Consider the following 14,613-nt stretch of genomic DNA (forward strand, 5'->3'; position numbering starts at 1 on the left):
TTGCTTGGCTTCATCGCTCCGGATGGCGGAGGATTCTCATGACCGAACGACTGCACCTGGCCGTGGCGCTGGACGGCGCCGGCTGGCACCCGGGGGCCTGGCGCGAGCCCGGCGCCCGCCCCGCCGAGCTGCTCACCGCCGGATACTGGACGGACCTGGTCCGGCACGCCGAGCGCGGCCGGCTGGACTTCGTCACCATCGAGGACCGCGACGCCCGCAGGCCCGCCGGGACGCCGGACGACGGGCGCACCGACCGGGTCCGCGGCCGGCTCGACGCGCTGCTCATCGCGGCCCGGGTCGCGCCGTTGACCTCGCACGTCGGCCTGGTGCCGGCCGTGGTCGCCACCCACACCGAGCCGTTCCACGTCTCCACCCAGCTCGCCACCCTCGACTACGTCAGCCGGGGCCGCGCCGGGTGGCGGGTGCAGGCCGCACCGGACCGCGGGCGCGACGTCGAGCACCTGTTCGCCGAGGCCGCCGACCACGTCGAGGTGGTGCGCCGGCTGTGGGACAGCTGGGAGGACGGCGCCGAGATCCGCGACGTGGCCACCGGCCGCTTCATCGACCGCGAGCGGCTGCACTACGTCGACTTCACCGGGCGGCACTTCAGCGTCAAGGGCCCGTCGATCACCCCGCGGCCGCCGCAGGGCCAGCCGGTCGTCGCCGTGCTCGCCCACGCCCGGCCGGCGTACGAGTTCGCCGCCGCCCACGCCGACGTCGTCCTCGTGACCCCGACCGGGCCGGACTCGGCGCGGTCGATCATCGCCGAGGTCCGCGCGCTGACCGACCGTCCCGTGAGGATCCTCGCCGACCTGGTCGTATATCTCGGCCGGCGCCCGGACGGGGAACTGCCGGCGAGCGACGCGCACACGTTCGAGGGGACGCCCGGAGACCTCGCCGACCTGCTCGCCGAGTGGCACGCGGCCGGCCTCGACGGCTTCCGGCTGCGCCCCGGCGTCCTGCCGGCCGACCTGCTGTCCATCGTGGACGGTGTGGTGCCGGCGCTGCGGCGGCGCGGCCTCTTCCGCACCGAGTACGAGGCCACCACGCTGCGCGGACACCTCGGCCTCGGCCGCCCGGCCAGCCGGTACGCGACGACCGGTCCGGACCGGGAGAAGGTGTCCGCATGACCAAGCGACCGGTCATCCTCGCCGCCCACTTCCCGGGCGTGAACAACACGACCGTCTGGAGCGACCCCGCCGCCGGCAGCCAGATCGAGTTCCCCTCGTTCGAGCACCTCGCCCGCACCGCCGAGCGCGGCCGGTTCGACTTCTTCTTCCTCGCCGAGGGCCTGCGCCTGCGCGAGCAGCGCGGCCGCATCCACGACCTCGACGTCGTCGGGCGCCCCGACTCGCTGACGGTGCTCGGCGCCCTCGCCGCGGTCACCACCCACCTCGGGCTCACCGCGACCGTCAACGCCACCTTCAACGAGCCGCTCGACCTGGCCCGGCGGCTGGCCACCCTCGACCACCTCTCCGGCGGCCGTGCCGGCTGGAACGTCGTCACGTCCTCCGACGCGTTCACCGGCGAGAACTTCCGCCGCGGCGGCTACCTCGACCGCGCGGACCGCTACACCCGCGCGGCCGAGGTGCTGCAGACCGCGCGCGAGCTGTGGGACACCTGGCCCGCCGGCGAGCCCGTCGCCGACCCGGCCGCGGGCGTCTTCACCCGCACCGGCGACCTCGGCGCGTTCGTCCACAAGGGACGGCACATCGACATCGCCGGCTCGTTCGGGGTGCCGCGCAGCCCGCAGGGGCGGCCGCTCATCATCCAGGCCGGGGACTCCGACGCCGGCCGGGACTTCGCCGCCGCCGACGCCGACGCCATCTTCTCCCGGCACGGCACACTCGAGGCCGGTAAGGCGTTCTACAACGACGTCAAGGGCCGTATGGCGCGCTTCGGCCGCCGCCCCGAGCAGCTGAAGATCCTGCCGGCCGCCACCTTCGCGCTCGGCGACACCGAGGACGAGGCCCGCGAGAGGGCGCACCACGTCCGCCGCCAGCAGGTCAGCCCGCAGACCGCGATCCTGCTGCTGGAGCAGCTGTGGAACAAGGACCTCAGCGACTTCGACCCGGAGGGGCCGCTGCCGGCGTTCGACCCGGTCCCCGAGGCCGACTCGATCATCAAGGGCCGCGCCCGCATGTACGACGACCCGGTCGCCACCGCGAACCAGTGGCGCGCCCTCGCCGAGGAGAAGGGCCTCGGCATCCGCGACCTCGTCATCGAGGTCACCGGCCGGCAGACCTTCATCGGCACCCCGGCGTCGATTGCCGCGACGATCGACGACTTCGTGCAGCAGGGCGCCGCGGACGGGTTCATCCTCGTGCCGCACATCGTCCCCGGCGGCCTCGACGAGTTCGTCGACACCGTCGTGCCGCTGCTGCAGGAGCGCGGCGTGCTGCGCACCGAGTACACGACCACCACCCTGCGCGGGCACTTGGGACTCGACCGTGACTGACCCCAGGACTGACCCGGTCTTCCACTGGTTCCTGCCCACCGGCGGCGACGACCGGGCCGTGGGCGCGGGCAGCCACGGCGGCATCATCGGCGCGCAGGACCTCGCGAGCCTGCCGCGCTCGGCCACGCACCGGGAGCCGAGCCTGGAGTACCTCGGCGACATCGCCCGCGCCGCCGACCGGCTCGGCTACGCCGGGGTGCTGACCCCCACCGGAGTGCACTGCGAGGACGCCTGGCTCACCACGGCCGCGCTCATCGCCCAGACACGGCGCCTGAACTTCCTCGTCGCGTTCCGGCCCGGCCTCATCGCCCCCGCGCTCGCCGCGCAGATGGCCGCCACGTTCCAGCGCCTGTCCGCCGGCCGGCTGCTGCTCAACGTCGTCATCGGCTCCAGCGCGCAGGAGCAGCGCGGCTACGGCGACCTCCTCGACCACGACGCCCGCTACGAGCGGGCCGGCGAGTTCCTCGACGTGGTCCGCGCCGCGTGGCGCGGCGAGCGCTTCGACCACAATGGAGCGCACTACACCGTCGAGGGCGGCCTGCTGCGCGAGCCGCCGCAGGTCATCCCGACCGTGTACCTCGGCGGCTCCTCGCCGGCCGCGGTGCGCCTCGCCGCCCGGCACGCTGACGTGTACCTCACCTGGGGCGAGCCGGTCGAGCAGGTGGCTGAGAAGATCGCCAAGGTGCGCGTCGAGGCCGACGCCCACGGCCGGTCACTCCGGTTCGGCATCCGGCTGCACGTCATCACCCGCGACACCGCCGACCGCGCCTGGGACGACGCCGAGCGGCTCATCGCGGGCCTGGACGATGACACGGTACGGCAACGCCAGGAGAGCCTGCGGGCGCTCGAGTCCGAGGGCCAGCGGCGCATGCTCGCCCTGCACGGCGGCTCCCGCGACCGCCTCGTCGTCGCCCCCAACCTGTGGGCGGGCATCGGCCTCGTGCGCGGCGGCGCCGGCACGGCCCTCGTCGGCAGTCACGCCGAGGTGGCCGCGCGCATCGAGGAGTACCGTACGGCCGGCATCTCCGAGTTCATCCTGTCCGGCTATCCGCATCTGGAAGAGGCGTACGCCTTCGCCGAAGGCGTCCTGGGGAGGCCGTCATGACCGCCGTACCACTGTCCATCCTGGACCTCGCACCGATCCCGTCCGGCAGCGACGCGGGCGGCGCGCTGCGCAACAGCATCGACCTCGCCCGGCGCGCCGAGTCGTTCGGCTACCACCGGTACTGGGTCGCCGAGCACCACTTCACCGACGGCGTGGCCAGTGCCGCCCCGGCCGTGCTCATCGGCCTCATCGCCGCGGCCACGGACCGGATCCGGGTCGGTTCCGGCGCCGTGCAGGTCGGCCACCAGACCGCACTGTCCATCGTGGAGAGCTTCGGCCTGCTCGACGCCGTCTTCCCGGGCCGGCTCGACCTCGGCCTCGGCCGCTCGGGCCAGCGCCGCGCGGAGGCGCTGTCGGCCCTCACCGGCCCCCGCCCGGCCCCGCGCACCGAGTCCCACGTCGTCGACGGCCTCCTCATCCCACCCCCGTTCGACTTCACCACGATCGCCGCGTCCCCGCGCTGGGCCGTCTACGCCGGCCTGCAGCAGCAGCCCGGCGCGCAGTCCCCGGACTTCGCCGAGGTCGTCGACGACATCCGCGCCCTGATCGCCGGCAGCTACGCCCGCGACGGTATCGAGGTGCACGTCACCCCCGGCGAGGGCGCGAAGACCGAGCTGTGGATCCTGGGCAGCAGCGCCGGGCAGAGCGCGCAGGTGGCGGGGGAGCGGGGCCTGCCGTTCGCCGCCAACTACCACGTCTCCCCGGCCACCGTCCTGGAGGCGGTCGCCCACTACCGCTCCGCGTTCCGCCCGTCGGAGGTCCTCGACCGCCCGTACGTCCTCGTCTCCGCCGACGTCGTGGTCGCCCCGACGACGACCGAGGCGCGGCACCTGGCCGCCCCGTACGGCCACTGGGTGCACAGCATCCGCTCGGGCCGCGGCGCGATCCCGTTCCCGACCCCGGCCGAGGCGGGGGCCACGCCGCTCACCGCGGAGCAACTGGCCCTGGTCCAGGACCGCCTGGACACGCAGTTCGTCGGCACCCCGGCGGAGGTCGCGGAGCGCCTGTCGATCCTGCGCGCCGCGACCGACGCCGACGAGCTGCTGGTCACGACCATCGCCCACGACCACGCGGACCGGGTCCGCTCCTTCGAACTGCTGGCGCGCCACTGGTTCGCGTGACCGGCCCGCGCTGTCGGGTTTTCATCGGCCGATTCCCCGCGCCCCGAATGGTCGGTACCGTGATCCGGTGGCACGGCTCGACTTCCGGATCCTCGGCCCCTTGGAGGTTGTCCGGACGCCGGGCGAAATCCCCCTCGACCTCGGCGCCCGCAAACAGCGGGCTGTGCTCGCCCTGTTGCTGCTCGAACCGGGGCGTGTCGTCTCGTTCGACCGGATCATCCACGGACTTTGGGCGGACGAGGCGCCGTCGAGCGCGACGGGCACCCTCCAGGCCTACATCTCGCAGCTGCGGCGGGTGCTGGAACCGGACCGGCCGCCCCGGACCCCGGCGAGGCTGCTGGTGACCCGCGAGCCCGGCTACCTGCTGGCAGTCCACGGCGACCAGGTCGACGCGGTCCGGTTCACCACCGGCGTGGAGACCGCCCGCGCCCACCTGGCCGCGGGCGCGTTCGCCGAGGCGGAGCACGCGTTGACGGCGGCGCTCGGCGAGTGGCGGGGCGCGCCGCTGGCCGACTTCGCCGATGAGGAGTTCGCCACCGCGGTCGCGGCCCAGCTCGGCGAGCGCCACGACGCCGCCGTCGAGGACCTCGTGGAGGTCCTGCTCACCACCGGCCGCAACGCCGAGGCGAGCGCCGCCGCGCAGAACCTGCTGGACCGGCACCCGTTCCGGGAACGGTCCTGGGGCCAACTGATGCTCGCCCTGTACCGCTCCGGCCGCCAGGCCGACGCGCTGGCGGCCTTCCGCCGGGCCCGGTCGGTGCTGGACGCCGAGCTGGGGCTGCCGCCAGGACCGCACCTGCAGGCCCTGGAGACCGCCATCCTGCGGCACGACCCGGCCCTCGACCACGCGCCGCCGGTCCTGGCCGCGACGCGGGTCGCCGAGCCCGGGCGGTCCGCGGGCGGGCCGGCCGTAGCCGGGGCGTTCGGCGCACACCTGCGCACACTCCGCGAGCAGCGTGCGCTCACCCAGGAAGAGCTCGCCGAGCGCGCCGGGCTGACCGTCAACGCGATCGGCGCCCTGGAGCGCGGGGTGCGGCGCCGGCCGTATCCACACACCGTGCGAGCGCTGGCCGACGCGCTGGGGCTCGACGACGGTGGCCGGGCCGCCCTCGCCGCGGCGGTCCCCGGTCAGGCGCGAGCGGCGTCGGGCGCGCCGCAGCCCGCGCTCGACGAGCCGGTCGAGCGCTCGCCCCTCATCGGGCGCGCGGCCGATGTGGCCGCTGTCGCGGCGCTGCTGACGTCCCGGCGGGTGGTCACGCTGACCGGGCCGGGCGGGGTCGGCAAGACCCGGCTGGCTCTGGCGGTCGCCGCCCAGGTGGCGCAGGCGTTCCCGCACGGGCACGTCGTCGTGGAGCTGGCCGCGCTGCGAGATCCCCGCCAGGTGCTGGACAGCGTAGCCCGGCAGCTGGGCATCGCGGAGCAACGCCCACAAGGCACGTCGGTACGAACCGTGATCACCGAGTTTCTGGCCGGCCGCCGGCTCCTGCTCGTCCTGGACAACCTCGAACACCTGCTCGGCTGCGCGGTCGACGTGGCCGATCTGGTAGCGCGCTGCCCCGACCTGGTCGTGCTGGCGACCAGTCGGTCGCCGCTGCGGATCCGGGCCGAGCACGAGGTGGTCGTCGAGCCGCTGGAGGTGCCGGACGCGTGGGCAGTGGACGACCCGGACGGCGTGCGGCGCTCGCCGGCGGCGGCCATGTTCCTCGACCGGGCCGCGGCCATGGGCGCCCCCGTGTCGCTCACCCGGGAGAACGCGGCGACGATCGCGGCGATCTGCTGGCGCCTCGACGGCCTGCCGCTGGCGATCGAGCTGGTCGCCGCCCGGTCCCGGCTGCTGGAGCCGGCCGCGCTGCTGGAGCGGCTGGACTATGCGTTGTCGGCCGGAGCGATCCGGGACCTGCCCGATCGGCAGCAGAGCGTCCAGGCCACGGTCGACTGGAGCTACGAGCTGCTCGACGGGGCGCAGCGCCGGCTGTTCGCCCGCCTCGCGGCGTTCAGCGGAACCTTCTCGCTGGAGGCGGCCGAGGCGGTCGGCGGTGCCGAGCACAGCGCCATGGCCGACCTCGCGACGCTGGTCGAGCAGTCCCTCGTCGTGCGCGTCCCGGCCGGCACCGCCGGCCCGGCCGGGCAGACCCGGTTCCGGATGCTGGGGCCGATCCACCGGTACGCGCGGCGCCGGCTGGCCGGTGCGCCGGATGCCGAGCTGGTCGCCGACCGCCACGCCGAACACTTCCGGACCGCCGCGAGCCGCAGCCGCCCGGGTCTCGACGGCGCGGACCTGGCGCGGCGGCTGGACGCCCTGGAGGAAGACCACGCCAACCTCAGCGCGGCCGTAGAACGGCTCCTCGCCGACGGCGGGAATACCGCGGCCGCCGCCACGATGATCTGGGACCTCATCCTGTACCTGACGCTGCGCGGGCACGCGGCCGAGGGGCTCGGCTGGCTCGACCGGGCCCGGACGGCGGCGCTGCCCGACGGTCCACGCTGTCACGCGCTGGGCGCCGCCGGCGTCCTGGCATACGCGCTCGGCGAGTTGCCCCGGGCTCGCGAGGACGCCACGGCCGCGTTCGAACTCGCCCGTACCCTGGCCGACACCCAGCTGATCACCGAGACGGCGGCGATCGCGGCGCTGACGGCCGTGTTCGTCGGCGACGTGCCGGCCGCGGAGCAGGTCGTCGGGGCGGTGCCCGCCGGCGGGAGCGGCTGGGCCGCAGCGGTGCTGCTCGGCGTACGGGCGCAGATCGCGATCCTGTCCGGCGATCTCGCCACCGCCGTCCGCTGGCTGGGCGCGGCCGAGGAGACGGCCCCGCGACGGCGGCAACCCGTTCGCGGTGGCGATGATCCTCAACATGCGCGCCACCGTGACCGAGATGGCCGGCGACGACCGCGGCACCGCCCGGCTGCTGGCAGAGTCCGTGACGGTCGCCGTCCACGCGCGGATCCGGTGGCCGCTCGCGTACGCCCTGCCGGCCCTCGCCGGGGTCGCCGCCCGGATGGGCGATGCCCCGACCGCCGCACGGCTGTTCGGCGCCGCGGCCAGCCTGTCCGGCGCGCCCCTGGAGGCGGCGCCTGCGGACGGTGGGCCGGCCGGACGGGTGCCGGCGTCGCGGCGGATGGCCGCCGGCGACCTGGCCGCCGTACGAGATCGGCTGGGAGAGCCGACCTTCCAGGCCGCCTTCGACGACGGCCGCCTGCTCGGCCTCGACCAGATCGCCGGGCTGGCCGAACGGCTCAGCCGGTTCGCAGCCGAGTGATGTAACGGCGATACTGCCGGGCCCCGGCGGTGCGCAGGAAGAAGCGGATCGGCGCGGGTACCGCGGCGAGCAGCTCGGCCCGTTCGGCCGGGCCGGCGTCCTCGAGTATCGCGCCGAACACGAGCGGCAGCTGCTTGCGCGGCATGGCATTCTTGCCGTGCTCGGCGAGCAGCGCCCATTCCTCGGCGGTGACGTGCCGCGAGACGAGCGGCAGGATTTCGTGCTCCTCCAGGTCGAGGTGCGTCACCAGCGCGGCGCGCAGCTCGTCCACGAGGCCGGCCAGCCGTTCCCCCGTCGCGGTGGCGGGCGCGTCCACCCACTGTCGCAGCGCGTCGTGCGCCGCCGCGGTGAACTGCTCGACCCGGGCGTGCTGCTCCTGCATGGTGTGCACGAGGCCGGCCGACGGCGCGGCCCGGTCCAGCAGCCGCGGCCAGAGCAGCTCGTCCTCCCCCGAGTGGTGCGCATGCAGAAAGGCGAGCACGAACTCGACGTGCTCGCCGACCAGGCGGACCCGGTCGGTGTTCCGGCCGTCGGTGGCGCGCACCAGGCGGGGGATCTGCGCAAGCTCACGGCGGAAGACCCGGTGGATCACGGTCATCTCCTGCACGTTGGGCCTGTGGTCGGTGGCGGGCACGCTCATGGGGTCCTCCTGTGGACGGATGGTCAGCTGATGACCAGCCTGCGGCCCGCGGGCCGCCTGGCCCACCAACACCGCCCACACACCGGCCACACACTTTCCGCACGACAACACACAGTCGGCATCCGAGTCCTGCTACCACGCGGCCGGACGGACGTTCACTCTCCGGCCGACTCGATGACCCGCTGCATCTCGACGGCGCCGCGCGCGCAGCGCTCGCGGATGAGGTCGGCCAGGCTGTCGGGCAGGATGTCGGTGACCCAGACCAGACGGCTCTGCGCGTCACCCTCGGCGAAGACCTGGAAGGTCGCGTGGTGGTGCTCCAGCGGGGGCCGGGCGCCCTCGACCACGGCGTAGGCAAGGCGGCGCGCATCGTCGTCCACGTCGACGATCAGCTCGCGCACGATGTGCCCGTCCGGCATCGTCAGCGTCCGCACGTTCCCGTCGATGCTGACGTCCTGCACCCGCCCCGGCAGCAGCCGGCGGTGCACCGCACCGACGTCCCGCAGCACGTCCCAAACCTCGTGCGGACGCCGGGCGACCACGACTTCGTGACGGATGGAAGCGATGTCGATCACCTCAATGAATAGCGTGGCCCAATGCATTCGCGCGATTCGGAGCCTATCGGTGGTCAGGAGTTGCGCACCTGGGCGGCGCACGACGACGCCACGCCGCTCCACTCCGTGCCCAGCACCGAGGTCGAAGCGGACTCCAGCGACGTGTTCTTGCGCACCACCGCGCCGAAGAAGTCCAGCATCTTCGGCTCGCCGAACTTCTTCGACAGGCAGGTCACGGCGATCAGCGCGATGCCGTACCGCGCGTCGATCTCCTGGTCCGAGGCCGTGTCCGGCGGCGGGCCGAGCGTGATCGAGCCGTTCCAGCCCTTCTTCACGAACCGGCGCACGTCCGGCAGCCGGCCGCGCATCGTCGTGCCGTCGCGGTCGGAAATGTAGTCGGCGATGCCCTCGACAAGCCACCAGTTATCGGCGGTGCCATAGTCCTCGCCCACCGTCACCACGTGGCCGAACTCGTGCGTCAGCAGGATCTGCAGCCACTGCTGGGTGGCGTCGGCGGCCTGCATGACAATGCCGCGCGGGCCGGTCGAGTAGCCGTCGTACGACGCCCCGATGTCGCCGTTGTCCCACCACGATTTCCACTCGCCCTCGCCGGCGACGTAGACGATGTACCACTTCGGCGGCGGGTCCCAGTGCGCGTAGCGGTCGGCCACGTCCGCGGCCGCGTCGGCCTTGGGCAGCACCCGCTGCAGCTTGCCCGCGTTGGCCGTCGACCCGGCGACGATGACCCGCCGGCCGGTGACCGCCTGCAGCGCGGAGGCGTCCCAGGGCTCGGAGCTCTGCTCGTACTTCGCGACCGACGCCTGGTCCCCGACGACCGTCCACGAGGTCTGCACGACCTGCGGGAACAGCTGGGTGCAGCCCGTGCCGAAGCAGTAGTCGTACCGCACGAGCACCGACCAGGTGCCGTCGGCGTTCTGCGCGGGCTTGTCCACGAGCGTCGGCTTCCAGGTCTGCACGCCCATCGCGCGCAGCGAGCCGAACCGCCGGTTGAACCCGTCCTGCAGCCCGCCGCCGACCCCGGTGAGGTAGCCGTCGTGGTCGCCCGCGAGCAGCGCCTTGGACTGCTTGGACAGCGTCGCGAGGATCTTGTCGGAGACGGTGTTCTCGCCCTTGGCCCCGGGCGCGGTGCCGGCCGCCGCCCCGGACCGGCCCGGCAGCGCGTGGCCCGAGCCGACGAGGGCGTTCTGCCCGACGGGCCCCGCGGAGGCGATCCACACGGCGAAGGCGAGGACGAGGACGACCGCGGCGACGACGCCGGTCGCGACCAGCCCGCGCCGGCGCGGCCGCGGCGGCGCCTGGGGCACCGGCCAGTACCCCGGCATCCCGGCGGGCTGCCCCGGATGCCCTGGCTGCCCCGGATGCCCTGGACCGGGCGGCGCCGGGAACGCCTGCGTCGAGCCGGGCGGTGCGGAGAACGGCGGTGCGGAGTAGGGCGGGGCCGAGAATGGTGGTGCCGAGTAGGGCGGCGCCGGGTCCGCCGGGTGAGATGGCTGCGGCACGTACATCTCCGGCCCGCGCTGCCGCGGAATCATCACCGTCGGCGGCAAAACCGGCGCGACCGGCGGCAAAACCGGCGCGGCGGGACCCGGCTCGGCCGGCACCGTCGGCTCGTCCGAGCCCGGCGCCGCCGGAGCCGGCGACGGCTCCATGTTCTCCCCGTGATTCACGCAGGCACCGTACTGGATACGAGCCGCCCTCGGGAATCGCCGGACCGGCCAGCGTGATGGTCGGTTGCCGGACGTGACGCGCATCATACGAGGCCCGGACGTGCCGGGCCGGGTCACGGCCCGTAGCGCTGCGTCGCGATTCCCAACCGGTACGCCGACCCGTCCCGCTTCACCGCCGCGGACCTCGTCCTGCGCGCGGCCGTGGACACCCCGCTGGCGGACGTCCTCACCGTGCTGCCGTGACCACCGGCGTGACCACCGGCGAGGGCCCGGCCGGGACGTCGCCGCGCAGCGTGATCCGGTGCATCACCCGGTGTGCCGTGCCGTAGTCGCGGTTGGCGTAGTGCGCCGTGCTGCGGTTGTCCCACATCGCGACGTCGCCGAGCCGCCAGCGGTGCCGCACGATGTGCTCCGGTTTGGTCAGGTGGGCGTACAGCAGATCGAGGATGCCCCGGCTCTCCGCCTCCGACACCCCGACGATGTGTGACGTGAACCCCGGGTTGACGAACAGGCCGCGGCGGCCCGTCTCCGGGTGGACCCGGACGACCGGGTGCTCGACCGGGTCGAGGCGCGTGACCACCTCGCCGTCCCAGACGCTGCCCTTCCCGCTGCGGCGCTGGGCCAGGTAGTACCCGAATTCACGGTTGCCGTCGTGGACCGCGGTCAGCTCGTCGGCGAGGCGCCGCACCGGCTCGGACAGCGACTCGTATGCCAGTTGGCTGTCCGCCCAGCTGGTGTCTCCGCCCGCCGGCGGCAGCACGACGGCGCGCAGGATCGAGCCGAGCGGCGGGCGGCGCATGAAGGTCACGTCGGTGTGCCATACGTCGGCGAAGCCGTTGTCGGCGCTGTCCAGCGCGTACACCTCGGGGTGCGCCTCGTCGACGCCGCCCACGACCGGGTGCGAGGCGGTGAGCTCGCCGAGCCGCCGGCCGAGGCGCACCTGCCCGTCGTCGTCGAGCCGCTGGTCGCGGAAGAACAGCACCTTGTGTTCCACGAGCGCGGCTCGGATGTCCACAATGGACTGGTCGGGGGCGCGGCCGAGGTCGACACCGGCCACCTCGGCGCCGAAGTGCGGGCCGAGCGGATCGAGCTTCATGCCGTACTCCCTGACTTCTCCTCGGCGGCGTCGCGCACCGCGTGGCCGATCTCGGTCCGGTAGGCGGCGTAGGCGGGCAGGCCACGCAGCTCATCGGGCTCCACGCCGGCGCGCGGCAGATCGATGTCGCGGTCCAGCGCGATGCGCCCGGGCCGGCTCGTCAGCACCACCACGCGACTGCCGAGATACACGGCCTCGTCCACGCTGTGCGTGACGAACACGCAGGTCCGCCCGGTCTCCGCGCTCACCCGCCGCAGATCCTCCTGGAGGCGTTCGCGGGTCAGGGCGTCCAGGGCCGCGAACGGTTCGTCCAGCAGGAGCAGCGGGTTCGGTACGGCGAGTGCGCGCGCGATGGCCACCCGCTGCTGCTGGCCGCCGGAGATCTGCCAGGTCCGGCGCCCGGCGACGTCGTGCAGCCCGACCCGGGCCAGCAGTTGCGCGACCCGCTCCGCCCGCTCCTGGCGCGGCACGCCGGCGTAGCGCAGGGCCAGTTCCACGTTGCCGCCGACCGTCTTCCAGGGCAGCAGCCGCGGTGCCTGGAACACCAGTCCGGCGCCGCGGCCGGGTACCGGCTCCGCCCCGGCGACCCGGACGGCTCCGGCGGTCGGTCGTTCGAACCCGGCGATCAGCCGCAGCAGGGTGCTCTTGCCGCAGCCGGAGGCGCCGACGAGTACCAGGAAGGAACCGGAAGGCACCCGAAGGTCGAGCGGGCCGAGCGCGGTGACCGGGCCGTACCGGTGCTCGACCCCCTCGACGATGACCGCGGGTTCAGGAGGTGAGGACACCCGGCAGGCCCTTGGTGTAGATGGCCTTCTCGACCGTGGCGAGGTCGGGCACCGCGTCGATCTTGTTCTGGGCCTTGAGGAACTGGGCCGCGGCGAGCAGGTTCTTGGCCAGGTCGCCGACCTTGCCGTCGGTGCCGAGCCACTCGCTGCCGGACAGGTCCGCCGGCTTGAGAAACACGCCCTGGCCCAGCTGGTGTTTGGCGTCGGCGGCGGAGATGTTGAGCTCCTTGCCCACCGCGTCGGCGGCGGCGTCGGGGTTCTGCGCGATGACGTCCAGCGCCTTGGCCTCGGCCTTGCGCCACGCGTCGACCGCGTCCGGGTGGGCGGCGGCGAACGCCGTGGAGACCACGCCGAGGTCGAGCGTCGGCTTGCCGGCCGTGGCCAGCTCCCGGCTGGAGATGAGCACCTTGCCGGTCTTTTTCAGCTCGTCCAGCGACGGCAGCCAGGTGTAGGCGGCGTCGAGGTCGCCGCGCGCCCAGGCGGCCTGGATGTCCTGCGGCTCGAGGTCCACGATGGTCAGTTCGGACTCCTTGACGCCGGCCTTGTCCAGCGCGGCGAGGAGGCTGTAGTGCGCGGTGGAGGCGAACGGCGTGCCCACCTTGTGGCCGCGCAGGTCCGCCACGCTGTTGACGTTCGTGCCGTTCCGCGCGACGAGGGCCTCGTTGTCCCCGGCGACGTCGAGCACGAATGCGACCTGGTATGCGATGTTCAGCGGTGCCGACAGCCCGCGGGCCACGGGGCTGGAGCCGATCGCGGCGATGTCGACGCTGCCGGCCACGAACGCGGTGTTGATGCTCGCGCCCGAGTCGAACTTCGTCCAGGTGATCTTGTAGTCCGGCAGCGCTTTCTCCAGTAACCCCTGGTTCTTGACGATCAGGTCACCGCTGGGGAAGGCCTGGTAGGCGATCCGGATGGTCTTCTGCGCCGGGTCGGTGTTCCCGCCGGCGGCGCCGTTGCCGCAGGCGGCGAGCAGCGCGGTCGAGGCGGTCAGGGCGGCGAGGAGTTTCAGGCGCACGGGTGATCCGTTCTTCTCTTGTGGGTATGGCGGTCAGGACTTGCCGCGCCAGGGGATGAGGCGCTGTTCGATGGTCCGGAGCACGGCGTCGATGGCGAGCCCGGAGAGCCCGATGGCGAACAGGCCGAGCACCACGACGTCGGTCTGGGAGTACCGCTGCGCGTCGCGGACCATGCCGCCGATCCCCGGAACGCCGTTGATGGTCTCGGCGGCGACGACCGAGGAGTACGCGATGCCGACCGCCAGCCGGACGCCGGTGAAGATCTCCGGCAGAGCGCTGGGCAGCACGACGTCGCGGATCGTGGCCCAGCGGCTCGCGCCCAGCGCGCGCACCGCCTCGACGAGCGCGCTCGGCGCCGATCCGACGGCGGAGGCGGTGGCCACGGCCACGGCCGGCAGCGCGGCGATGGACAGCAGCCACAGCTTCGGCGTCTCGTCGATGCCGAACCAGATGACGAACAGGCTGAAGTACGCCAGCGGCGGCAACGCCCGCACGAACGTGACGACCGGCTCGGTGACCACCCGCACCCAGCCGACGGTGCCCATCACGACCCCGGCGATCAAGCCGCCGGCCACGCCGATCGCGGAGCCGATGAGGATGCGCCGCAGGCTCACCCCGAGGTGCTCGATGAGCAGGTGCCCGCTGTACCCGCGCACGCCGTCGTGGGTCGTGGACGTCTGCACCAGCCGGTGCCACACCGCGCCGGGCGAGGGGATGAACGCCGGATTGTGCATGACGGTGGCGGTGACCTGCCACAGCACGCCGAGCACCACCAGCGCGACGATGCGCAGCCCCCACCTGCCGCGAGTGGCGCGCCGGCCGTCGCCCTGCTGCGCGCTGCGGACGGCGCTCTCGGCGACCATGCCCACCCTTCCGGCCGTGGATGCGTATAGTCT

At 73.8% G+C, this 14,613-nt stretch carries 12 protein-coding genes; 5 read left to right on the forward strand and 7 right to left on the reverse strand.

What is annotated here, in order from left to right; genetic code table 11:
- The first annotated feature begins 38 nt into the window (after nt 1-38).
- The 5 genes from ACGFI8_RS41700 to ACGFI8_RS41720 all read left to right on the forward strand — a co-directional run bounded on the left by ACGFI8_RS41700 (nt 39) and on the right by ACGFI8_RS41720 (nt 7,943).
- Entirely contained in the window at nt 39-1,130 is a 1,092-nt protein-coding gene (locus ACGFI8_RS41700) for an LLM class flavin-dependent oxidoreductase (protein ID WP_392813202.1), read from the forward strand.
- Nucleotides 1,127-2,458, forward strand: a complete 1,332-nt coding sequence (locus ACGFI8_RS41705) for an NtaA/DmoA family FMN-dependent monooxygenase (RefSeq protein WP_392813204.1) — start codon at nt 1,127-1,129, stop codon at nt 2,456-2,458. The genes ACGFI8_RS41700 and ACGFI8_RS41705 overlap by 4 nt, the downstream gene beginning before the upstream one ends.
- Entirely contained in the window at nt 2,451-3,563 is a 1,113-nt protein-coding gene (locus ACGFI8_RS41710) for an LLM class flavin-dependent oxidoreductase (RefSeq protein WP_392813205.1), read from the forward strand. Before ACGFI8_RS41705 ends, ACGFI8_RS41710 begins: the two co-directional genes overlap by 8 nt.
- Nucleotides 3,560-4,684 (forward strand): LLM class flavin-dependent oxidoreductase, encoded by a 1,125-nt coding sequence (locus ACGFI8_RS41715; protein ID WP_392813207.1) that lies wholly within the window; start codon nt 3,560-3,562, stop codon nt 4,682-4,684. Before ACGFI8_RS41710 ends, ACGFI8_RS41715 begins: the two co-directional genes overlap by 4 nt.
- Before the next feature lie 67 nt (nt 4,685-4,751).
- Nucleotides 4,752-7,943: a BTAD domain-containing putative transcriptional regulator gene (locus ACGFI8_RS41720; RefSeq protein WP_392813208.1), complete on the forward strand. Its 3,192-nt coding sequence runs from the start codon at nt 4,752-4,754 to the stop codon at nt 7,941-7,943.
- Here the strand turns inward: ACGFI8_RS41720 and ACGFI8_RS41725 are convergent.
- From ACGFI8_RS41725 to ACGFI8_RS41755, 7 genes are all read right to left on the reverse strand, one after another.
- Nucleotides 7,916-8,578 (reverse strand): hemerythrin domain-containing protein, encoded by a 663-nt coding sequence (locus ACGFI8_RS41725; protein WP_392813210.1) that lies wholly within the window; start codon nt 8,576-8,578, stop codon nt 7,916-7,918. The two genes, ACGFI8_RS41720 and ACGFI8_RS41725, sit on opposite strands and share 28 nt — an antisense overlap.
- A 155-nt stretch (nt 8,579-8,733) precedes the next feature.
- Nucleotides 8,734-9,180 (reverse strand): SRPBCC family protein, encoded by a 447-nt coding sequence (locus ACGFI8_RS41730; protein WP_392813212.1) that lies wholly within the window; start codon nt 9,178-9,180, stop codon nt 8,734-8,736.
- Nucleotides 9,181-9,206: 26 nt separating this feature from the next.
- Complete coding sequence (locus ACGFI8_RS41735; protein ID WP_392813214.1) at nt 9,207-10,820, reverse strand: hypothetical protein; 1,614 nt, start codon at nt 10,818-10,820, stop codon at nt 9,207-9,209.
- A gap of 226 nt (nt 10,821-11,046) precedes the next feature.
- Nucleotides 11,047-11,916, reverse strand: a complete 870-nt coding sequence (locus ACGFI8_RS41740) for a TauD/TfdA dioxygenase family protein (RefSeq protein ID WP_392813215.1) — start codon at nt 11,914-11,916, stop codon at nt 11,047-11,049.
- The gene (locus ACGFI8_RS41745) at nt 11,913-12,701 is read right to left on the reverse strand and encodes an ABC transporter ATP-binding protein (protein ID WP_392813216.1); all 789 of its coding nucleotides are present in this window, start codon (nt 12,699-12,701) and stop codon (nt 11,913-11,915) included. The genes ACGFI8_RS41740 and ACGFI8_RS41745 overlap by 4 nt, the downstream gene beginning before the upstream one ends.
- The gene (locus ACGFI8_RS41750; RefSeq protein WP_392813218.1) at nt 12,685-13,716 is read right to left on the reverse strand and encodes a glycine betaine ABC transporter substrate-binding protein; all 1,032 of its coding nucleotides are present in this window, start codon (nt 13,714-13,716) and stop codon (nt 12,685-12,687) included. The genes ACGFI8_RS41745 and ACGFI8_RS41750 overlap by 17 nt, the downstream gene beginning before the upstream one ends.
- 33 nt (nt 13,717-13,749) lie before the next feature.
- Nucleotides 13,750-14,580 (reverse strand): ABC transporter permease, encoded by an 831-nt coding sequence (locus ACGFI8_RS41755; RefSeq protein ID WP_392813220.1) that lies wholly within the window; start codon nt 14,578-14,580, stop codon nt 13,750-13,752.
- Nucleotides 14,581-14,613 lie beyond the last annotated feature (33 nt).

The sequence above is a fragment of the Dactylosporangium sp. NPDC048998 genome, from assembly GCF_043197855.1.
In the GTDB taxonomy this organism is placed as follows: domain Bacteria; phylum Actinomycetota; class Actinomycetes; order Mycobacteriales; family Micromonosporaceae; genus Dactylosporangium.

What these genes read in the sequence shown, in the direction of transcription:
- ACGFI8_RS41700 (WP_392813202.1), top strand. Translation starts at nt 39, where the DNA reads ATGACCGAACGACTGCACCTGGCCGTGGCGCTGGACGGCGCCGGCTGG.
- ACGFI8_RS41705 (WP_392813204.1), top strand. Translation starts at nt 1,127, where the DNA reads ATGACCAAGCGACCGGTCATCCTCGCCGCCCACTTCCCGGGCGTGAAC.
- ACGFI8_RS41715 (WP_392813207.1), top strand. Translation starts at nt 3,560, where the DNA reads ATGACCGCCGTACCACTGTCCATCCTGGACCTCGCACCGATCCCGTCC.
- ACGFI8_RS41725 (WP_392813210.1), bottom strand. Translation starts at nt 8,578, where the DNA reads ATGAGCGTGCCCGCCACCGACCACAGGCCCAACGTGCAGGAGATGACC.
- ACGFI8_RS41730 (WP_392813212.1), bottom strand. Translation starts at nt 9,180, where the DNA reads ATGCATTGGGCCACGCTATTCATTGAGGTGATCGACATCGCTTCCATC.
- ACGFI8_RS41740 (WP_392813215.1), bottom strand. Translation starts at nt 11,916, where the DNA reads ATGAAGCTCGATCCGCTCGGCCCGCACTTCGGCGCCGAGGTGGCCGGT.
- ACGFI8_RS41755 (WP_392813220.1), bottom strand. Translation starts at nt 14,580, where the DNA reads ATGGTCGCCGAGAGCGCCGTCCGCAGCGCGCAGCAGGGCGACGGCCGG.